Source organism: Eisenbergiella massiliensis, from assembly GCF_003435485.1.
This window is the reverse complement of the sequence record NZ_QVLV01000001.1, coordinates 107,717-130,185: the sequence shown is the minus strand read 5'-3', so window position 1 is coordinate 130,185 and position 22,469 is coordinate 107,717. Positions and strand designations below refer to the sequence as shown.

Genomic DNA, 22,469 nt, shown 5'->3' with positions numbered 1-22,469 from the left:
AAGGAGGCAAATCCTCTGCTCACCAAAGGGTTCGCATTTTGCTTCGCAAAACAAGGAGGATTGGTATAGCAATTGTTGGTGGATTATTTGGTATTTTAACTTATCTGCTTGTTATTGGCGTGATAGGAGGCATTTTATATTTTGTTGTGAAGGCCGCGGTAAAGGAAGGCATGCTGGATGCCCTTGAGGAATGGCATAAGGAGCATGACGGGGACGGCAGCTTTTAGAAGAACTGTCCTGAATTACGTTTTCAGGACAGTCCCCTTAACCATATTTCAGTATTTTTATACATTCATATGTTCATGAAAAACCATTGGAACCTTATTTCCGAAAACTCTCAGACTTTTTAATACTGCGCCCTCGTAAGAACGTAAAATCCTGACTCTGAAGGCATATCCACGTAAATGGTTAACAGATATTATTCTTTTATGTCCGATACTGTTTCCCTGTGCTACTGGAATCCATTGATCCTTTTTATCCTTTGAACACCAGTATGCAGGCCATCTTGTTTCAAGTACCCACTCCAGTATTTTCTGACCATCCGTCTGGTCTTCCATAATTTCTACATAGCTTACATCAACCGGATTGTCAAACCATACCTCCATTTTTTCATTGTCCAACATTTCGCTGCTCATACCGATATGTACATTCAACCTGCTGTTTACAAGATTTCCCAATCCTACAAAGGATTCGACCTGATCTTCACTTATTAATCCATCCCTATCCGGAACACACCCAATCAACAGATTTGCATTTCTGCCCACGCTTGTCAGATAACGTTCGAACAAATACTCCGAACTATAGGTTTTATCAGCATCATTTTCATGATACATCCATCCCCCCATATACGCGTACATAACATCCCTCACCGGCATATCCACTTCAACAGGCGCCCATACCTCATCTGCAGGATCACCTGCTGAATCACATGTAACATTATTTCTTTCCGGATCTGTTAAAAAGTGTGCTGCAGACCAACATTCCGGTACTGCCACCCCCTGTTCACTTCCGCTCCAGCGGAGTACATTTTTTATGCCTGGGCAGCCTCCAAAGCAAATTAAATCCGGTGCTATTCTTGCCAGAAGTCCGGGGATATCCGGCCCTCCCTTTTCCGGCCTTAAAATTCCTCCATCAAACCATATTTCAGCCAAAGGACCGTAAACGGTCACTAACTCCTCAACCTGTCCAAGAAGAATCTCATTTTTCTTTTTTTGATCGACTTTTCCGTCCTTGCCAGTACATATTTTATCCAGATGATCGGAACTAAGACTGTAATACAATCCCGGCTTAATCCCATACTTTCTACATGAGTCCATAAATTCACCCACAATATCTCTGGACACAGGTGCATTACCTACATGATAATCGTGGAATTTGGTAGGCCATAAACAAAAACCAGTTCCATGTTTCGCCGTTAATAATGCATATCGCGCCCCTGCTGCCTTTGCAGTACGAACCCACTGATCCGTATCAAGCTTTTGCGGATTCCAGAGACTTACTGGTATCAATTCCTTTCCAAAGGAATAGTCCGGCTGAAACACTTCAATATCGTAATGAAAAAATACTCCTAGTTCATAATTATGCCATTCCAACATTTCTTTTGTCGGTTTTGCTCGTAAATCTGCCATATTATTTTCCCCCTGTCTGATAGCTTTTTGGTGTCATTTTCGTAATATCTCTAAATGTCCTAAAAAACATATTTGTGTTGCCAAACCCGCTCTTATATCCAATCATCTGAATAGAATAATCAGATGAAGATTTTAGAAGCTCCTGTGCATAAGATACCCTCAGAAGCCTTACAAAATTATGAAATGATATCCCAATTGACTTACTGATTAATCCTGAAAGATAATTTGTATTCATAAACAATTGTTTTGCAACATAGTCAAGGCACATTTCCGGATCTGTATATTGCTCCATGGTAATCAAAAGAGCTTTAATTGCTGCAGAAGGATGGGCATCTCCTAATCCAAAATTACAAAATGCCTTGAACAGGTTATTGGCTACCGTTTCTTCCGGAGCAAAGCCGCTAGATATTACATAACTGTAAATATACTTCGTTTGCTCTATATGAAACAGAACTAACTGTAACAACATCCTCACTTTCTGTGATTGCGGATGGTACTGTTCCGGCAGCTCTATTATTACTGTCTGAAGCTTTTCCAATTCATTTTTATCCGAAGCCTTTTCCCGTATTTTCTTCATTAGCGTTTCTATATTTACTTTAGTATTATCGTAGGATTTTTTTCTGTGATAGACTGTTTGTATGGCACGGTTTAATTCATCGGGTTCCACCGGCTTCAATATGTATTCGCTTACCTGATAAGAAATCGCCTTCTGTGCATATTTAAATTCTGCATAACCGGATAAAATTATAAAATCATTGCAAAAATTCTGCTTTTTTGCTTCTTTAATAAATTCCAATCCATCCATTTCGGGCATACGGATATCTGTGACCACCACATCAACCCTGTGACATTTCAAAAAGTCCAATGCAATAAATGCATCCTCCGCACAGTATACTTCACTGACCAGAGAATTAGCCTTCAGAAGCTTTGCAATCCCCTGCAAAATAATTTTTTCATCATCAACAACGAGAATTTTCACAGATATTTTGCTCCTATTTATCATTTATCGGGTACAGTCAGTGTTTCTATTAATCCTGTATTATTTCATTTATCATGGCAGAAAGGCGCAAAGTACATACCGTACCAACCGGATCGTTATTCTTTAGTTCCAGGGTAGAATCCTTCCCATAGTATAATTTCATACGCATACAGATATTATACAGTGCATATCCTTTATCTTCGTTTTCCTTTTGCATAAGATTATTCATCGATGAAGACTCCTTAAGTAATTTCCTAATCATATTCATCTGCTCCTGATCTATTCCTGCACCGCTGTCTGCCACCGATATTACTATTATATCTCCCTCCTTCCATACACTGATAACTATGCTTCCTCCTCTCCTCACCTTTTCTATACCATGATTTATACTGTTTTCTACAATTGGCTGTAAAAGGAACTGAGGGCACTGCTGATTCAACAAATCTTCATCCTGAACAACAATTTCCCAGTTTAGCCTGTCAGCAAGTCTGATTTTCTGTAAATTCAAATACCTTCTTACCTGATTCAGTTCACTTCTTAATGTACTTATCTGGCTGGATGTCAGGGAATATCTCATTAACTTTGCCAGGTCCAGAATGCCATCCGACACTTCCATATCATCTTTATTTAGAGCAAGCATTCTTAAGGATTCCAGTGTGCCATAAAGGAAATGAGGTTCTATTTTCGACTGATAAGCATCAAGCTCTGCTTTCCGGCGAAGAATTTCCTTTTTCTGAACCATATTTACAAGATTATTAGTTCTTAAAACTAATGCATTAAATACGGAAACAAGTTCTCCTATTTCATCCTCTCCTTCATCCGAAGAATATGGCTCATATTCTTCATCTGGCATAGAACGGATATAAGATGTAAATGAAACAAGTCTTTTTGCAAATCTAAGAGAATACTGTAAATACGCTATAAGAAGTATGAACAGTACTAGAAAAAGTAATGCTCCATCAAAAAGTAATAAAAGCAATGATTCATATGCCATATCTACAGAATCTGCATACAGAACCACAATCATATTCAATGTTTTAATATCTGCTTTTATAAAACAATATTTACCACTACGTATAAATCCGAAACCCGTATATGTATTCATTTCTTCTTTTTTGATCTCTACAGGAAGTTTTCCATAAAGAATCTGCTCTTCTTTATCTATCAGACAGACTTCTGTTTTATCATTTAGTTTTAGGATTTTCTGGAAATTTATTATTACTTCACTTTCTGTAATAACCTCAACCGCATAATCAATATTTTTATAAGTTTCATCTAACTTTCCTAGAAAATAATGCAGCTTATTCTCATCATCCAATATCCAAAAACCATTATAAATTTTAGTTTTTACTACGGGAAGCATATCAAAATTCAGAAAATACCCTCCAGGATTTAACCGCATATTATCACTATAGAATTTAATTGTATCTATATTCTGGTTATAATTGATATAGGAATGGATTTGATGCTGGACATTACTCATATAATCATACATTGGTTCCCAGTCAGTATTATACTGGTATCGAAGAAACTCTTTTATATACCCATTCTGAAGTATAGAGTCCGCAATATTCTCAAGCTTCTTCAACTCTGTTTCCAGATCGTTAACCGCCATATCCAGCTCATATCTGTATTTTTCGGTTTCGGACTGAAAAGTCCTGGTAAGTAGAACAACCACGAAGAAACCATAAACAACGCAAATTGGTAGAATGACAACAAGAAAATAGGTTAATAGAAGTTTATTTGTCAATCGTTTTTTCATCATGTCATTTTACTACCAATCCTTTTTAAGTTGCCACGGATACGAATATCATTATATTGTATCCGTGGCATACTCAACAACAACATTAATTTTCCATTGTTGCCTTTGCAGCCTGATACATTTCATTCGCCCATGCATTCAAATTATCTGCCCCTTGCTCCCTTGCCAGATTAAGCATATCATTATAGGCCTTTTCGCAGGCATCTTCCGATTCTGCAAGAAAAATTTTCATCTCTTCATTAGTAACCATTGTATCAAGTTTAGATTTAATTGTCTGTTCATCACTGTCAGCGTCAGGAATTACCAATCCGACTGCAGGGCAGGATACCGTTTTTTCTTTTGCCTGATTGCTCAGCATCAACAACTCATCTACATATTCATCATCAGGATTATAATTTGCAAGCCGTTCCGTCGCCCATGTACCGGAAAGAAGCCCCCACTCCGTCAGACCATTTTTTTCCTGCCATTCATTATCTGTATACTCTTTACAGAAAACAGGATATTTATTATCTTCAGACCAATTCCACATTTCACCTTCAATTCCCCAAAACGCTGTTCTCATGCCCTCATCAGAAAATAAATATCCCAATAATGTCGCTGCTGCTTCAGGATCCTTACAGTTTTTACTGATAAATAATCCTGACCATCCTATGTTTCTGTCATAATTCTTCCAGGAAGTATCATAATTAAGCGCTACATGCAAATCCATCCAATCCTGATCCGTCCCCAGAGTCGCACATTCCTGGTTCAGTTCTTTGGCATTTGATCCTTTAATATAAGCAAAGCACTGCAGATTATAAGCATACTGATAGGATTCATCTTCATTATTAAATGCATAATTCTCTGCTATCATAAGTCCTTCTCTGTACAACCTATTCATGAATTTATAATAATCTAAACGGCCATCCTGAAAAATATAATAGCATACCTCATCTTTGTCTTCATCGTAAGCAAAATCTGCATTAACCAAACCAAAATCCGTAAGGAACTGACAGGAGGTCTGACCTGCTCCGGTCCAGTTAGTATTAAATACACAGGGAATTAAATTCGGATATTTATTCTTAACTTCTATTAACAGATTATAAAAATCTTCTGTCGTTTTTATTTCCGGACTTCCCAGTTCCTCATAGATTGATTTTCTTATTGTTGGAACGGTTACTCCTACTAATGCCGCATCATATTCCTCAAGTTCCTCAGGTGTGGAATAATTGTTTCGAATAGTATAGAATTTTCCATCTGTATCCATTCTGTAAATTTTAGCTCTCCCTTCATCAAATGTATAACCGGGATTATATTCTGACATGAGATCCTCCCATGACCAGCATAAATCCGGATCGGACAGAAGTGAAATCATATTTCCAGTATTATCTGTATAAATCAAATCCGGCAGTTCTCCTGATGAAATCATAAGCGGAAGCTGCTGCGAATCTGCCGCTACCGTTACATTAATGTTAACCCCTGTCTGATCTGTTATATATTCCGGAACAGAACCACTCCAACTTTGCAGTGGCCACCATGTATGATTTACAAATAAATCCAAAGTAACCTGTTCTTCCGAAGAACTGTCGCCACTTTCTGTAGTCTTTTCTTTTAGCTGTTCCGTAGTTTCATTTCCTTGTGTACCGGAGGTACCGCCGCATGCACAAAGTGATACCAGCATACTGATTGCTAATAAAATTCCAATACTCTTTTTTATTTTTCTCATTATTGCTCCCCTCTGCGTTTTATAGCGCCCATATAAATATGGCTGGCTGATAACACCATTTAATTTCTATCGTTACATCTCTTTAAATCCTGTTCGTTTTCTCCTTCCTATCATATTTATTTGTTTCGCGAAAACAAATTTTATGTCAGCCCTTTACGGCACCTAACATCATTCCTTGTGTAAAATATTTCTGCAAAAAAGGATATACACATAAAATTGGTGCGACAGATACAATCATGGCCGCCATTTGCAATGACGTAGTTGTTGTCTTTGAATGATTTGAGGCATACTGCAGTGTAGTGGAATCAGTCGTTGTAGGTGACATGGACTGATTTATAACTTCCCTCATTTTATATGCTAATGTTCTGAGATCGTTATTTTGTACATAATAAGCTGAATCAATCCAACTATTCCAATGATTAACAGCAATAAATAATGTCATAGTAGCTATAAGAGGCATAGAGACAGGAAGAACTATTTTAAGAAACGTTTTAAACTCAGACGCCCCATCCAGATAAGAAGACTCAATTAATTCAGAAGGAACACTTTGGAAAAATGATATTCCAACCAATACAAAAAACATATTCAGTGCACCTGGAACAATATAAACCTGAAATGTATTTATTAATCCCAATCCTTTCAGTAATATATAAAATGGTATAATGCCACCGGAAAAATACATTGCAAATACTACGACTTTAATATATATCTTTTGTCCTAATAAATCAGTACGTGAAAAGGCATAGGAAACCATACATGTAAAAAAAACACCTATTGCAGTTCCGCCGACAGTCCTCAAAAATGTAACCCAAAGTGCATTAAGCCAGCTGGAATCACTAAAAAATTCTTTATAATTCTCCAGAGTAAACATCCTCGGTAATAGAAAAATTCCTCCTAATACTGCATCGTTCCCTTCATTCAAAGATAAAATTAATATATAGTAAAAAGGATATAGCGTTATCAAGGCAATCAGAATAAGAAGAAGATAATTTATAATATCAAACACCCAATCTTCTTTTGTTCTTCTGCTTTTTTTCCATATTTTCATTCATTTTTCCTCTCAATTAAAATAGCCCTGTTTCTGTTATTTTTTTGCTAACCGCATTTGTAGCAAAAATAAGTATTACGGAAATAATTGATTGCATTAAATCTATTGCCGTTGCATAGTTAAACCGTAAATCTACCATGCCGGTCTTAAAGGCATAGGTCTGAATAATTTCTGACGCAGAAGCATTCAGCTTATTTCCCAGCATCATTGTCTGATCAAAGTTTCCTCCCATCATTCCCCCACCCAAAAAACTTCCTACAGATAAAATCAGGACAGTAACTATTGCAGGCAAAATTCCCGGAAGCGTTATATGCCAGATACGCTTAAGTCGGCCAGCACCATCAACCATAGCGGCTTCATAAAGTCCCGGATCAATTCCTGATATTGCTGCCAGAAAAATAATTGACCACCATCCAGTACTTTTCCATATGGAAGTCCATACAGCTAATTGATAATACGATCCCGGATCAGTCAGAAAAGAAACTCCTTTATCTGAAATCCCTGTTTTAATTATAAATTCGCTTACCAGTCCTCTTGACTGGGAAAAAAAGGCAGTTAGGATACCTGCTACGATTACCCATGAAATAAAATAAGGAAGATAGCTGACTGCCTGTACAAATTTTTTAAAAGGACGGTTTTTTACTTCCGTTATCATTATTGCTAATAATATAGGTGCAGGAAACGAAGCCAATATTTTTAGGAGACTGATTATCAATGTATTTTTTATCACAGGCCAACACATATAATCGTTAAAAAATTCTATAAAGTATTTCAACCCTACCCATTCATTTGTAAATATACCCATAAACCCATCTTTGATTGAAAACTTCTTAAAAGCTACCAATATTCCTGCCATGGGTGCATAATTAAAAATTAATATGTAAACTAACCCAGCCCAGGCAAAAATTTGCAACATTCTTTGTCTTTTAAGTTTTATTAAAAATTTTCTTTTCAGGAGTTTCTTTTCTTCAGACAACATAATTATTTATCCCCCAATTTTATAGCATTTACAAAATTGACAAATTTGTTATTTATTTATTTTTATATGCACAAATTATGTATTATTTTATTATAATAATTATCTTACTATTGTTTTTGTTTGTGCATTTTATATAAATATTGTATTTAAATAAACATTTTTAGTCAATCTTATATCTTCAGAATAAAGTTGCATTTTTTCAGATCATTTAATTTTATATTGTAAATTTTCCAAACACTTCCCCTCTCCCATTCGTTCTATATATGAAAGCGTTGATAAAGCCACACCCACAGGAAAGGAGATCCCCATGAACCCTGAACTATATTATGAATATTTTCTTTTTACATCCGGAACTAAAATCGAAAGCTGCAGACACAAAGCAGAACTGTCTGTACAAAAACCGCTGTCGAAGAGAAGCTTACATACCTTCTTCTCAAATCTTTTATCCTTGGCACGCCATACATCTGAACTGGCAAAGCTACGGAAAATACCAGCAAAACTCATAAACCTGTCATTTTATTTTCATCCCGAATCCGTTACAATAAAACCAAACAGATAATTCGCAGCCTGCCAGGAGTAATTTATGATAACGCAGATATATCAACTGTTTTTTCAGGAACTTGTACATTATGCCGCCGGCATGACCGGCGATAAAAGTTCGGCCGAGGACATTGTTCAGGAGACATTCCTGCGCGCCCTGGAGCATGCGGATGTCCTGAATGACCTGGATAAACACCAGTGCCGCGCCTGGCTGTATAAAACAGCGCGCAATTTATTCATCGACAGGGTAAGGCGGGAAGCGGCGTGTCCTGAAAGGGGAGTAAAGGAAGAAACCGAGGATGATTTATCACGGATCGAGGTCATGCAGCTTTGCAGTGAGCTGCCGGATGAGGAACGGATCCTGTTCCTGAAACGGTACTTTGAAGGCTATGATTCCACCCAGCTCTCCGCCATGTACGGAATTCCTGCTTCCACCGTCCGATACAGGCTTTCAAACGCCCGGCGCAGACTGCGCCTGAAATACCCGGAACTGAAGTAATTATGGAAAATTTTGGACTTAAGGAAATGATAGAAAAACAAAATGATTAAAAAAGAGAGGTAGAGTTATGGAACAGTTAAAAAAATTATCAATCAATACCGCGCTCTGTGATATGACTGAGATCACGGAAGAAGTGCTTTCCAGTTATTCGGAGCTTAACGTTAATGCCGCGGCAGTTCTGTTATCGGAACGGGCATCCGTTCTGATTTCCCGCTACTCCGTAAAGCTCAATACAGCCAGTACCCTCAAGGTTCCGGAAGGAATTAACACCATTGTAAAAAACGGCTCTGTTGAAATAGACGGAACCGACGTTACCGCTGATAAAACACTTCTTATGGTAAATGGTACATTGCTGCTTCGCCCTGCGGCAGAAAAAGCTATGGAAAACTATGTACAAATCAAGGTAAATGGCTCCCTTCTTTACCCAAAAAGTCTTGCTGGCCAGGTATCCCGTATCCATGTAAACGGACATCAGAAATGTTATCCCGATAACGCCGTATGTATCCTGAAAGATCTTACAGTTGATAAGTATTTCATAATCCGTGCAGTACAAAATACTCCTTATTTTATAACCGGCAAAGTAAGCATTACTGATCCATCGCTTGACCTTTCCACTCTTATACACAAAAATGTGACTTTGCTGTGTGAAAAAGCCCTGGTTATGGAAAGCTTCTTTGAGCAGGCTCTTTCCTTATTTGATGAAAATACTGATATTTCTGTTATTCCCGACGGCTTCAGCCTGCTGCCGGATAATATGGAACTGAACGAATTTACACTGGCACAGCTTGGTAAAAAGCTCATCAGAACCGGAGATCTGTATATTACAGACAAAAACATGGAAGTTCTCCCTTCCCTGGAAGCACTGAAGGTCACCGGAACAGTCTATCTTCCGGAAAAATACAGCAAAGAATTCCTAAAGTTCCCCGTAGAATATGGTAAAATTTCTTTAACAAAAGGAACCCTTATTTCAGACAAAAGCAATCTCCACATAGATAAACAGCTTCTTGAACAGACTCCTGAAGGTCTTCATGTCATGGACTGCGCAACCGTGGAAATTGACAAAGATGTCCCCGGAAATCTTGCCCGTGAATGTCTTTATCTGGAAGACTGCGCCCTTATAAAATGTCCTCCGGAATTAAAAAGTATTATAGAATTAATTTCTTCAGATGTTGCCTCTATTTCTGACTATACGGAGGAAACAGAGGGCAGTGATGAAAAAAATGATGATACTGTCTATATCAATGCCGCCACTTATAAATTCTAACCGGCTTTATTTGTCAGTATATCCCTAACGGCTGGTATAAATAAATGTTGCCCAAACATAAAAAGGAGCTCTGCTGTTATGATCGCAGTCGCTCCTTTTTATGTTTATTCTATCCGGTAAATATCCACATAAGCCTTCCCTGCAATATCCACCGTCACATTCCCGGCCTTCCTGTCGGTATCCAATTCAAATACCGCATAAATAAGCCCGTTCTGTGCCGTAACCTCCACTATCTCGCCGTCGGCTATGATGGAGAAGTCATTCAGCTCCTTCCCTATCTGCACGCTTTCCTTTCCCACATTCATTTTCCCGCAGGATGCGACATAGGTGACCGAAGTCCCATAGATATTAGCTACAAAATCTCCCGGCTTTTGCATATGGACACAGATTTCAACAGCTCCCGGCTTCTGCGCCATATAGAAAACCTTGCCCTCGCCCTGGGAGGCGGATACGCTTACCCTTGCCTTCTGGAATTCCTTCACGGGCACCTGTCTCAGCCGAAGTCCCTCCGGTGTCTGCGCCAGCGTCAGCTTTCTCGGAAGGCCCATCATACCGGTATACATCTTTCCTTTGTTCTTCGTCCGCAGCCAGGGAATCGTAATAATATCCTCCGTCCCCCAGATAGTCTGCGCCGCATAGGGAATTCCGGTGAGATACGCTTCGTGCCTCACACCATCCGGCTTAAATTCGTAACCGTCAAAATCACCCAGGAAATAAAAACCGTCCGCGGTCCAGAACATCCACTTGCTGCCGCCGCCTTCCACGGGCACCTCCCGCAAATCCGGGCATTCACTTGCCTGATCCAGCGTAAGCACCTGGGTTTTCTTCCAGTTTTTCAGATCCTTAGATCGCAGAATCATGAAATCATTCGCTTTCAGGTATAAAACCATATAAAAGGCCCTGCTCTCCTCATGCCAGTAAACCTTGGGATCCCTGTTCTCCTCTGAAATATGCTTTACCACGCTTCCTTCCAGCTTTGCAATGCTTTTGCCGCCGTCCGTACTGTATGCAATCCTCTGGTTAAAGGTTTTGCCAAGGCTCCATTTGGATTTGTTTCCCGCACAGGTATAGAAGAAAATATGCGCATCCTTGGGAAGTCCCAGCATGCCATGTTCGTTCACGATTCCGCTTCCCGAATACACCACGCCATCGCTGTCGGGATACAAAGCGGTTTCCTTCTGTTCCCAGTGAAGCAGATCACGGCTCACCGCATGCCCCCAGCACATGTTTTCCCATCTGGTATCAAAGGGATTCTGCTGAAAATACAGATGGTATATCCCATCCTGGTAAATCAGCCCGTTGGGATCATTCATCCACCCTGTATCCGGCGCAAAATGGATGAGAGGATGGGGCTGCGTATTTTCCGGAATGCTGTCGCACAGGGACACGGCATCCAGAAAACTTCTGGGTATTTCCCCTTCTATCAAAAAGGTTTTTCCCTGATATTTTTCCACATTTACCGGCGCAAAATAGTGGAAGCTGTAAAAACCCGACTCCTTGTCATGCATGGGAACTGCAAACTCAAAAATCTTTTCATTCCTGCAAAGCACCGATACTGTCTTCACTTCCTTTTCCGCACATACCGGAATCAGAAGATATTTTCTGTTAATCTCAATATACCTTTTCATAACCTTCCTCCTTTACCTGCAATCAGGACACCCCATTTACATATCTGCCATGTGTTATGAAAAGTATAGCATATCCGGCTTTCCTATTCCATGTTTTCCGGCCTTTTCCGTTTTTGCTATTTATAGATCAGGGTAAGAAAATTTACGAGCCATCCGGGAAGCCCCGGATTGTAGGTTAGAATAAAATCCTTCATGGCTTCCTTTGATGTGAGACTGTCCGTCACGGTCATATTCCATCCACTTATCCTGGCGCCCTGCATGCCGGCCGCCGTCTTTCCGCTTACCGACACTCCGGTGGCAACCTCCTTACCCGCCGCCGCAACTCCGGTGGCATAAATCCCCACACTGGAAATACCGCCTGTCACAATTCCCATCGCAACCACTCCGACTGCCATCGCTCCCAGGGAAATAACCCCCAGGGAAAAAAGCAATCCCAGAGACAGTACACCAAAACTGAGTACGCCAGCTGAAAAAATCCCCACGCTCACCACTCCAAATGCCAGATTCCCCACTGCAATGATTCCCCATGCCGCATCCCTGAGCCTGACCTTCCCGTTTCCGCCTCCGAATTTCACATGAACCAGAGGAAGGCCAAAAACAGAAGCCTTGCTTTTATATTCAAAGCCCTCCCTGCAGCCGATAAATTCTTTTATTTCATTCAGGGATTTCTTCATTTCCTCAGTTTCCCGCGATGAAGTCTCCGGCCATCCGGCATCCATTTCCCACTGTCCGCTATCCTGCTGCCTCTTGATATCACTGCCTCCCAGGCCCTTCCCCGCACCGTAGTCCGGTACGTCTTCCATTCCTGGAAATCTTCCGTTCCGGTTTTCACAGTCATCGATCAACAGATAATCCAGGGACACCTGGAACAGTTCGGAAATTGCAATCAGCTTGCTGATTTCCGGCATGGTTTTATCCGCTTCCCATTTACTGACGGACTGCCTTGAGACCTCCAGGTATTCTGCCAGCTGTTCCTGGGACAATCCCTTTTCCCTGCGCAGCACAATCAGCTTATCACAAAATTTTTTCATAAACACTCCTATCCGCCGTCTGCTTACGGTCTTCTTTTGCAACAGTTCAGATAACTGGGCTGTTACCTTTTTTATAAGCTTATTTTTTCACAGAAGGCCTGTATTTACAAGAAATCAGCATATTGCAATTTGTCACCCACAGGTTGCATCCCTGTAAATCCGGCATTTTCATGTCTTTGTCTAAAAAATAGGACAGGGTCTCTTTTCAGATACCCTGCCCTGCACACCGCCCTTTTGCCGGTACTCATTCATTTTCTTTCCGTGCCGATACGATCAGCATCATCGGCCGGCGCATTTCGTCACGCATCCCCGGAACCGTATCCAGCATTTCCTCCGGCGGCTGCGGCTCCTGGACATCCACAATAGCAAAGCCTTTTTTTATCAAAGTGGAAATATATGTTGTCAGTGTCCTGTGATACTTGATTACAGGCTCCCCCAGGAAAACAGCATTTCTTTTTCCCTCATAATAGTAATTATCCACCGGAAAATGAAGAGGTTTTCCATTTTCATCATAATACCAGTCCTGGCTTCCCTCCGCGGTAAAAACAGGATGCTCCGCAGAAAAAATAAAATATCCACCGGGACGTAAAAATTTTCGGATCTTATCCACAATCTGATCATAATCCCTGATGTAATGAAGTGCAAGGGAACTTAACACAATGTCAAATTCGCCTTCCTCAAACTGCGCATCTTCAACAGGGCAGCACAGATACGTTATATTTTCTCTGCTGTGGCGGTTTTCTGCCTCCTTCAGCATCTTCTCTGAAATATCCACACCCACCACCTGCACAGCGCCATGATCCGCCGCATATTCGCAATGCCAGCCATAGCCGCAGCCAAGATCAAGAACTTTCTTCCCTGTAAAATCCGGAAGCATTTCCTTCAGGGTTTTCCATTCGCCTGCTCCCTCCAGCCCTTTCTTCGACCGCTCCATCTGACTGTATTTATCAAAAAAAACATTCTCATCATATTTATTTTCTTTCAAGATTATCCCCCATCTTCTCTTCCCATTCTTTTTCCTTAAAGCCTGTCAGTATAAAATCCTCCGCCACAATGAGAGGGCGCTTTACCAGCATGCCATCCGTAGCAAGAAGCTTCAGCTGATCCTCCTCACTCATTTCCGGCAGCTTGTCCTTCAGCCCCAGCTCCTTATATTTCAGGCCGCTTGTGTTAAAAAACTTTTTCAACGGCAGCCCGCTTCTTTTATACCATTCCTTCAGTTCTTCCTCCGTAGGATTATTCTGGGCTATATGCCTGTCCTCATAGCTTATTTTTCTTTCATCCAGCCATTTTTTTGCTTTCTGGCAGGTGGAACACTTGGGATATTCTATAAATAACATGGCTTTACACTCCTTTTTACCTATTTTGTTTTTACAGCTGCGGGACAATCACATCCATACAGCAGTTCATCATACTTATTGCATCACGGGATTCCGCATTGATTGCAATCACTGCATTTTTTTCAGGAAGCTCAATGGCGAACTGGCCATACTTACCGTCCGCACGGTAGGAATCATAAGGGCCTCTCCAGAAAAGATAGCCATAACCATCTTCCCCGTTTTCCACCTGTTTTCTCACGGCTTCCTTCATATATGCCCTGGGAATCAGCTGCTTTCCGTCCCATTCCCCTTCCTGCAGGCAAAGCTGGCCAAACTTCATCAGCTCCGTCACACATAAGAACAAACCGCCCGCGCCGAAGCTATATCCAAAAGGATCCGTTTCCCAGGTCGGCCTTCTGATTCCCATGGGCTCAAACAGCCTGGGCATCAGATAATTTATCAAATCGCAGCCCGCTCTTCTCTGCACCAGGATACCGGCCAGATAAGGCCCCACATTATTATACAGGAAACAGGTCCCCGGCTCCTGTGTAAAAGGCCGTGACAGACTGTAGCACACCCAGTCCTTTTCCTCCATAAACGGACGCTGTTCCCCCATGAGATAAGCGCCATCCTGTCCGAGGCACATGGTAAGCAAATCCCGCACCGTGGCCTTCTGCAGATTTTCTGAAGGATTTTCAGGGACTTCCTCCCGGAACACATCACAGAGCTTTTCCTCCAGGCCAAGCAGCCCTTCCCGCTCCGCAATTCCCACCGCTGCGCTGGTAAAGCTCTTGCTGGCGGAATACTGGTTTCTTCGCATCTCCACGTCCCAGTCCCTTTTCAGAATTACCTGTCCGTCCTTCATGACAGCCAGATTTACGATCCTCATCTCTTCCGCTTTGTACTCAATTTCCCTGATATCCATTTTCATATCCCCTTGTTTTTCAGGGCAGAATTTGGTTTTTCCGCCGCTTCCGGCTTTTGCCCTTTTTATCAAATTATATATTATCAAACAGGCTCAGCTGCGTACATTCATAGCCCCGCTTATAAGCCCTGACAATGTGCTTCATCTCATAAAGAATCCCGAATTTCCTACATTCCTGGGTAAATACCTCCCAAAGCGCGGCGGCTCTGGGACTGGTACATTTATAGCGGATCCCATACCTTTTCTGATACCGGGATACATAATCTTCTTCCGGAAAAATCTCCTTCAGCTTAGCATAATACCATTCCCGCTGCCGCTCCCTCATTGTCATGCCAAACGCCGGGTAAATGAATTTTGCCCCGGCCTCATGGGCCTTTCGTACAATGGAAACCACATTTTCCTCATTATCCTCCAGAAATGGAAGGACAGGCATCAGGAGAATTCCCGTGAAAATCCCCGCCTCGCTCAGCCTTTTTACCGCTTCAAAACGGGCGGAGGAGGGGCATACCCCCGGTTCCAATTTGGAGGCAAGCCCATCCTCTGCAGCAGTAATTGTAATCTTGCATAAAACCGGGGAATGCTCTTTGATATCTGAGAGGATATCAATATCCCTCAAAATCAAATCGCTTTTTGTTGCAATCGCCGCTCCAAACCCAAATGCATCCACCAACTGGAGCGCATGTCTCGTCAGCTCTTCCTTTTTTTCAAAAGGATTGTAGGGATCACTCATAGCCCCCGTGCCTACCACACCGTTCTTCACCTTCCGCCTCAGATCATCCCGTATGATCCGCAGCGCATCCTCCTTGGCCCTTACCGTGTCAAAATGATCAATCTGATAGCAGGCCGAGCGGCTGTCACAGTAAATACACCCATGGCAGCATCCCCTGTAAATATTCATATTGTAATCAATACCAAACCATGCCGTGGACTTCGTCCTGGTCACGATTGTTTTCGCGGGTACGTATTCCAAATTAAGCCACTCCCATGTACTGCATGCAGAAGCCTACGGCATCCTCCAGCATTCCGCCAAAGAATCCTGTGTCTTCCGCCGTCATAAAACCCGCGGCCATGAAAGCCGCGCACAACACTAATACACTGCCGAAAAGCAGTGCCTTTTTCTTTTCCATAGATAAATCTCCTCATAAACAGAACAACCAGTGTAACTGACAGCCTTCTTCAATGATCCGGCCTCTGCCTGAACGGCAAATTTCAGTACTTCTCCTCAATATATTCTTTATATTCTCTTTTTCCGAATTTGTCTATTCTTTTTTACAATTTCCATACAAATTATGTAACAGTTCAGCCTTCGGCCAAACTGTTACTGTATCCGTCCATGATAAGTCGCCTTCGGCGAGGGGCGGATGCCTGCTGCCACCACGTTTTCTCACGGTTTGCGCAGTGAATGCGCAAACCTGCCTGAACTGTTGCCAAATTATGAACCTGTGGATTTATAATGTTTCAGGCCAATCCGGAAGAAAATATAACAGGGAAGAAGAAAAAGAAGGGATATTACGGGCATTAACATATAAACCGGACTCTGCTTCCTGTCCATCAGGTAAAGAAGCGGATAATACTGAAAAAGCGCCAGAGGAATCACAAAGGTCAGAACCTTGAGAATACCGCTGCCATAGACGGAAAAGGGATATTTTCCAAACTCACGCGCCCCATAGGTGAATATATTCATAAAATTGAGATTCTGAATTGTAAAAAAAGTAAATGTGGCCTTCAGAAGAAAAAGGCTGAAAAATAATATGCTTCCGCAGAGTATCATGAGAAAGAGGGTTACGATTTTTTTCCAGTCCCAAAGGATACCGCTTCCCGGAACCGCGTAGCACAGCACAATTACAGCCTGGATCAGCAGGCCGAGACGTGTGAAATCCATATTTGGAACCAGTATCTGCAGGATAATGTTTCTCGGGCGGACGAGGGCGCGGTCAAATTCACCGTTTCCCATAATTCTTGGAAACACGGCCAGGCCGCCGCCGAACATTTCTCCAATGGCAAAAGCCATCATTACTACGGCAAAGCACAGGAATACCTGGTTATAGTTAAAATCATCAATAGCATTTACCCTGGAGAAAATAAAATACAGCCCGAAAAAGGAAGTGAAGGCCGTAATAAACTGCCCCAACGTTGTCAGCAGAAAGGAAACCCGGTACTGCATCTGGCTTTTCAGATTCATGGCCACCAAATTCATATAAAGCTTCATTCTTCTCACCCTCCCTGTACCACGACTTTTTTAAGAGACGCCCTCATAAAAAGCTGTCCGGTTAAAACCAGGGCTGCCAGCCAGAATAGCTGGAAAAAGACACCCTGCATGGCATCCATACCGGTCAGCTTTCCGCAGAATATCTGCAGCGGCATATTCTGCATCGCCGCAAAGGGAAGTACCTTCACCACAGTCAGTACCTGATCCGGAAAAAATGGGAGCGGTATCACGCCGCCAGACAAAAATGTGGTGATCGCCGTCACTATGATTTTTATCCCTCTCTGCGATACTATGTAAAAAAGCGAAACATACATCAGCATGGCAAAGGCTACCACAACACCCAGGGCAAGAACCGCGGATATGAGGAAAAGAAGGAGCTGCATCAGATTCTGCGGCAAAACCATCCTGTATGGCTTCGGAAGAAGCGCCGCAATAAACAATACCGGCAGGCTGTTCACAGACATAAACGCCACCCGGTTCGCCGCGGACTGGGAAAACCAGCGGCCGTACAGCCCCATGGGGCGCACAAGCTCATAGGCTATGGAACCGCTACCGATAGCCGTATAAATTTCCTCATCACCAAACACCACTGAATACATGAGAAATAATATCTGCTGCATCCAAACATAGGATACGGTCTGCGAAAACTCCATTGGGAAGGCATTTCCCGCAGTGCGGTAAAGGGCGGTATATGCCAGGATTTCCATAAATGCCCATGCGAAGCTTTTCAGGATTTCTCCAAACGCAGCGGCCCGGTACTGTAGGCTGTTGATAAAACGGATGCGGAACACCGAAATGTATTTTTTCATGATGGTACTCCTTTTGACGGGGATGATTTAGAAGGTTTACTTTATTTCGGGGGATCTTTATCATACGCGTTGCGGTGATATTTTTCAAGTGATTAATAGTAGATAAAGGCAGAAAATAAAAAATTAAATTATTTTAAATATTGAATCATTTTTTATGATATATTGCAAATCAATGTGAATAGTGCTACCATAATGATATAGAAGGTGCTACCTATAGACAGTTGTCCCATTCATTGAATTTGACTAGAAATAACCTCCAATCTTTGTTAGGGACACGGCGGTTATTTCTTTGCTTCTATGTAAGCTATCAATAGCGGAATAATGATTGCAAGAATCATTAACACCAGCGATAACAGTTCAAAGTCGCTCATTATTCCAACCATCCCGCCCCCAACAAAAATAAGAAGCCCCATACCGTCAATCCAAACAGTACAGGGCCTCATACCATACATACGCCAGCCAGCGCACGTTTCCCATCAGCTAAACCTTTGCCAAAACTCTCAGCTTTCCCCATTCAGGGAAAACTCTCAGCACTCCCCATTCAGGGAAAACATCAGCGTATCCCCCATACGCATCTCAACCTCCAGCTTCGTCACATTATGCCCGTAATACCTTTTCTCATACACCTCAAAGGGGCTGCATTCCTTTTTAAAATAAACCGTATGCTTTCCCTTATAAGAAGCATGGACCATCACAAAATTCTTATTGGCATAAAGCACATCATCATCCTTATTGTAAAGATGGCATCCGGCATACTCCGCCAGGGAAGCCAGCAGCTCAGACCGCAGAATCTGGGGCGCGCAGTACACACTCGTCCAGCCGTCCATCTCCTTCAGCCCATAAGCAGGAAGTCCCAGCTCGCAATAAGTGCCCAGAATCTCCGCCTCCGGATCATCAATATAAAAACCAGGATTCATATAGGCAGGCAGAATTACATTTTCCAGCCATACATTGGAATGCACATCCCTGTCAATATAGCCATACCTGCGATCCTCCACCGCGTACCGCACCGCCGGATGATCCAGCCTGCTTATCTTAAACCTGGGCGAACATGTATGATCAATCCGCCCCGTCTTAAACCCGGTCAGCTGCTCTATATTTTCATTGCACATCACAGCTTCTGCATCCGGGTTAATGAAGCCCGGCGCATACAGCCACAGCACCACCGCATGATTTTTCCTGGCCTTTTGGATAATCGCTTCTCTCTCCTTATCCGTCAGCCGGAAAACATTCATCATCACATAAAGCTTATAATCCGGCATATCGTCCCTGATACAGTCATTATGGAAATAATAATCCACCGGGGCGCCGATCCTCGCCAAATCGGAGGTTCTGTAATAATCCAGCATCAGCGTATTCGTATACATGGAAACCGTATGGCAGCTCTCCTGATCATAAATCAGGGCAATTTCATTTTCTTTATTTCTGTCCAGCCCATAGGCAAAACGCGCGATTTCCTCCTGCCTGCGAAACAGCTTATAAATCTCCTCATGCTGATAACGCCCGCCTTCCGCATGCTGATCAAACCACCAGGCATAAATATCCTCGCACAGCACCCGTGCAAAATCCCTCTTCAAAGTTACAATACTGTCCCTCACATCATACAGCCCCATCGCATCCCGGTAAAAACTGTCCTCCAGATGCGTCCTGCTGTCCTCCTCCGCCACAAACATCTGCCCGCGGAGCCTGAAGGAATCCTGCATCTCACGCTGCGCCACACAGCCGCCCGGCTCCCGGTTGTTATAAACCCCCGGCGCCGCCAGAAAATCCACATATCCGCAGTCGAGTATCGGAAGCGTGGAAGTGGCCGTACTGCTGTTAAAGAAATCCGTGCAACCATAAGAACCATAAAACGCCCCTACGATTTTCCCTGCATAACGCTCCTTCAAAAGCCTGGCAAAATAAATAATTGCATCTGCCGTAACCTCATGGAAAGCGTCATAAAAGTCAGCCACATACCTGTAATCCTCCATATTCAGGAACACCCCAAGATTGGCAGCCTTCTCCGCATCCATATCTATATTCTTGCCAATAATACGATCCGCGCTCTCATAATACTTCATGGCATCCATGATGCCCTCTTCCATAAAAATAAAATACTGCTCCTGCACATTGGGAATCACCGGCTTATCAAAGGAAGCATCCTCCCTCTTCCAGGCCTTTTTCAGCTTTTCCTCCGACCCATATCTTTTTTTCAGAAACTCTCCATAAAACTTCACAAATGCAGGAGAGAAATCTCCATACTTATTTTTCGTTCTGTCACAAAGTACATTTACCGGATACCACTCCGAGGTTCCCCCCGCCGCCAGAAAATATCCGATTACCCTGTCCGCAAACGGAAGAGAATCCACCTCATCACAGAATTCCTTCAGCGCTTTTCCCGCCGCCTCCCTCCACTTTTCGGAAGCAAACGAATACATTCCCGGAATCTCATCCCGATGCACCTCAGAAGCCAGGATTGCAGGCTCATGGCTTCCATCCTGATAAGTAATCAGCTCATCCTTATTCTCCTCCATCCAGTCAACCGGAGGATGCAGCCCGATTCTCACAATAATATAAGCATCCGGTACTTCAGCCAGAAGTGTCCGGGCGTTCTTCACAAACGCCTCCATCCCGCTGTCCTCATGCTGCTTTATTCCGGATTCATCCACAAAATCCCGCCCCGGCCTCAGCCAGTCCGTATTTGTCATCAAAAAGAAAACCTTCAGCCCCGACTCCCCCAGCCGTTTAATATATTCAGCCTTATGAAAACGCAACAAGCTTCCCAAAAACCCAGACCTTAATGATCCGCCTAGCAAAAGACTTCGAAGCCTTCCTCTTACCCTTCCCCTCATCACGCATCCCCAAACATCCTCCTCCGCCCCAAAATCAGCACATTCCCCTATATTTATTTACAGTATAACATCCCCCCCTGTCTCATTCTACCAGAATATCCCACGGCCCAATTTCTGCTATTCTCCAATCTCTTGCTATTCACCACCAAAATTTTCTTTGTTTTTTCAAATGGTTATCCAGGTGAAGTTTTTGAAATAAAGTGGAATTGCGAATAAAAATATGCTATAACTTAATTATCAATACAGCGTCCATATTTAACTTTAATTTGTGTATCCTGGGAGGTAAAAATGCACAGAATAAACGATTTTATAATAACTGATGAAACAGAAATTGCCTCACTTTTAGCCCCGTTTGACAGCTCACTGACCATACTTGATTTTTCACTTATGAAAGACAGCATGAGCAATACCGGCTATATTGTCACAACAAACTCCGGCAAATATTTTTTAAAAATATATTCCAAGGCTACCGACAAGATTGAGACGGCTGCATTATCCTATTTGAAAAATAAAATTAACGTACCTGCGTTGTTATTTTATGACGGAAGCAAGCAGCGTTTCCCATTCGCTTACGCTATTATGGAGTTCCTTGATGGAGTAACCTTCATAAATCATGTGCGGTCCAACCTGAAATACCCGCCGGAAATGGCATATGAAATCGGCAGGATATGTGCGACGATACATGAAAGAAGTTACGCACACGACGCATTGCTGGACGGAAAATTGAACCTGTTGCAGGAGCTTCCACGCACACGTGATAAAATATTGCATTTATTAAACGGGAAACCTTCGGAATATCTCAGGCCGGAAACGATTGATAGTCTGTGTAGGTTTATAAAAGAAAATCCGGATTTGTTCGACAGCATAGAAGCCAGAAGCGTCCTGTGCCATGGAGATTTAGGGTATGCGAATATTATGATATCCGATGGGAAGGTATCTTTCATAGATTTTGAGTTTACTTATTCCGGAAGTATATACCACGACATAGGACATTTTTTCAGGAGAAAAGACGACGATGTGGAGGCTCTTATCGACAGGCATATTTATGATGCCTTTGCGCAGGGATATAATTCGGTTTCAGCATCACCATTACCGTCCAACTGGCTCACGCTGGCGCATTTGTGTGATATAAGCGCCATGCTCTGTTTACTGACATACGACAATGTTCCAACAGAATGGGTGGAAGACATTGAGAATGATATTTTATGTGCAATTGACGAGGACAGCCGGCTCTAAACATAACATATAAAAGGAATTAGCGGCAGCTTTACGGCAGCGTCCCGGCCGTAAAGAAAACAGTCAGGGACGCT

The 22,469-nt window shown here is 42.5% G+C and carries 20 protein-coding genes; 4 read left to right on the top strand and 16 right to left on the bottom strand.

Translation table 11 applies throughout. The annotated features are described in order from the left end of the window. Positions 1-227 (top strand): DUF6019 family protein (locus tag DXC51_RS29235; protein ID WP_207660846.1); only part of this gene is annotated, 227 nt, incomplete at its 5' end. 57 nt (positions 228-284) lie between these two features. Here DXC51_RS29235 and DXC51_RS00515 read toward each other — a convergent pair. The 6 genes from DXC51_RS00515 to DXC51_RS00490 all read right to left on the bottom strand — a co-directional run bounded on the left by DXC51_RS00515 (position 285) and on the right by DXC51_RS00490 (position 8,101). Next, positions 285-1,628: an alpha-L-fucosidase gene (locus DXC51_RS00515; RefSeq protein ID WP_117543272.1), complete on the bottom strand. Its 1,344-nt coding sequence runs from the start codon at positions 1,626-1,628 to the stop codon at positions 285-287. 1 nt (position 1,629) lies between these two features. After that, a complete protein-coding gene (locus tag DXC51_RS00510; RefSeq protein WP_180998070.1) occupies positions 1,630-2,607 on the bottom strand; it encodes a response regulator transcription factor in 978 nt (325 codons plus the stop codon). Positions 2,608-2,656: 49 nt separating this feature from the next. Then, positions 2,657-4,222: a sensor histidine kinase gene (locus DXC51_RS00505; protein WP_181969994.1), complete on the bottom strand. Its 1,566-nt coding sequence runs from the start codon at positions 4,220-4,222 to the stop codon at positions 2,657-2,659. Positions 4,223-4,454: 232 nt separating this feature from the next. Next, on the bottom strand, positions 4,455-6,074 hold the full coding sequence (locus DXC51_RS00500; RefSeq protein ID WP_117543268.1) for an extracellular solute-binding protein: 1,620 nt from the start codon (positions 6,072-6,074) through the stop codon (positions 4,455-4,457). 145 nt (positions 6,075-6,219) lie between these two features. Further along, a complete protein-coding gene (locus tag DXC51_RS00495; protein WP_102287230.1) occupies positions 6,220-7,122 on the bottom strand; it encodes a carbohydrate ABC transporter permease in 903 nt (300 codons plus the stop codon). Positions 7,123-7,138: 16 nt separating this feature from the next. After that, on the bottom strand, positions 7,139-8,101 hold the full coding sequence (locus DXC51_RS00490; protein WP_102287229.1) for an ABC transporter permease: 963 nt from the start codon (positions 8,099-8,101) through the stop codon (positions 7,139-7,141). 583 nt (positions 8,102-8,684) lie between these two features. Here DXC51_RS00490 and DXC51_RS00485 point away from each other — a divergent pair. Together DXC51_RS00485 and DXC51_RS00480 are read left to right on the top strand one after the other, a co-directional pair. Then, the gene (locus tag DXC51_RS00485) at positions 8,685-9,140 is read left to right on the top strand and encodes an RNA polymerase sigma factor (RefSeq protein ID WP_102287227.1); all 456 of its coding nucleotides are present in this window, start codon (positions 8,685-8,687) and stop codon (positions 9,138-9,140) included. A 67-nt stretch (positions 9,141-9,207) separates the two neighbouring features. After that, entirely contained in the window at positions 9,208-10,404 is a 1,197-nt protein-coding gene (locus tag DXC51_RS00480; RefSeq protein WP_117543266.1) for a hypothetical protein, read from the top strand. A 104-nt stretch (positions 10,405-10,508) separates the two neighbouring features. Here DXC51_RS00480 and DXC51_RS00475 read toward each other — a convergent pair whose 3' ends face one another. The 10 genes from DXC51_RS00475 to DXC51_RS00435 form a co-directional block, all read right to left on the bottom strand. After that, positions 10,509-12,032 carry a glycoside hydrolase family 32 protein gene (locus DXC51_RS00475; protein WP_117543264.1) on the bottom strand — a complete coding sequence of 508 codons (1,524 nt, stop codon included), beginning with the start codon at positions 12,030-12,032 and terminating at the stop codon, positions 10,509-10,511. A gap of 116 nt (positions 12,033-12,148) precedes the next feature. Further along, positions 12,149-13,063, bottom strand: coding sequence for a helix-turn-helix transcriptional regulator (locus tag DXC51_RS00470; RefSeq protein WP_117543262.1), 915 nt, complete (start codon positions 13,061-13,063; stop codon positions 12,149-12,151). A gap of 244 nt (positions 13,064-13,307) precedes the next feature. Next, the gene (locus DXC51_RS00465; protein WP_117543260.1) at positions 13,308-14,048 is read right to left on the bottom strand and encodes a class I SAM-dependent methyltransferase; all 741 of its coding nucleotides are present in this window, start codon (positions 14,046-14,048) and stop codon (positions 13,308-13,310) included. Continuing rightward, on the bottom strand, positions 14,035-14,403 hold the full coding sequence (locus tag DXC51_RS00460) for an arsenate reductase family protein (protein ID WP_117543258.1): 369 nt from the start codon (positions 14,401-14,403) through the stop codon (positions 14,035-14,037). Before DXC51_RS00460 ends, DXC51_RS00465 begins: the two co-directional genes overlap by 14 nt. 31 nt (positions 14,404-14,434) lie before the next feature. Then, positions 14,435-15,307, bottom strand: coding sequence for a serine hydrolase domain-containing protein (locus DXC51_RS00455; protein ID WP_117543584.1), 873 nt, complete (start codon positions 15,305-15,307; stop codon positions 14,435-14,437). A 73-nt stretch (positions 15,308-15,380) separates the two neighbouring features. Beyond that, entirely contained in the window at positions 15,381-16,277 is an 897-nt protein-coding gene (locus DXC51_RS00450; RefSeq protein ID WP_117543256.1) for an SPL family radical SAM protein, read from the bottom strand. Position 16,278: 1 nt separating this feature from the next. Continuing rightward, positions 16,279-16,434: a hypothetical protein gene (locus DXC51_RS29385; protein WP_155858088.1), complete on the bottom strand. Its 156-nt coding sequence runs from the start codon at positions 16,432-16,434 to the stop codon at positions 16,279-16,281. A gap of 305 nt (positions 16,435-16,739) precedes the next feature. Beyond that, positions 16,740-17,516 carry an ABC transporter permease gene (locus DXC51_RS00445; RefSeq protein WP_025487961.1) on the bottom strand — a complete coding sequence of 259 codons (777 nt, stop codon included), beginning with the start codon at positions 17,514-17,516 and terminating at the stop codon, positions 16,740-16,742. A 5-nt stretch (positions 17,517-17,521) separates the two neighbouring features. Continuing rightward, on the bottom strand, positions 17,522-18,325 hold the full coding sequence (locus DXC51_RS00440) for an ABC transporter permease (protein ID WP_117543254.1): 804 nt from the start codon (positions 18,323-18,325) through the stop codon (positions 17,522-17,524). A gap of 527 nt (positions 18,326-18,852) precedes the next feature. Continuing rightward, positions 18,853-21,018, bottom strand: a complete 2,166-nt coding sequence (locus tag DXC51_RS00435) for a hypothetical protein (protein ID WP_146045252.1) — start codon at positions 21,016-21,018, stop codon at positions 18,853-18,855. Positions 21,019-21,447: 429 nt separating this feature from the next. On the opposite strand from DXC51_RS00435, the gene DXC51_RS00430 reads away from it, so the two are divergent. Beyond that, positions 21,448-22,395, top strand: coding sequence for an aminoglycoside phosphotransferase family protein (locus DXC51_RS00430; protein WP_117543253.1), 948 nt, complete (start codon positions 21,448-21,450; stop codon positions 22,393-22,395). Positions 22,396-22,469: the final 74 nt, after the last annotated feature.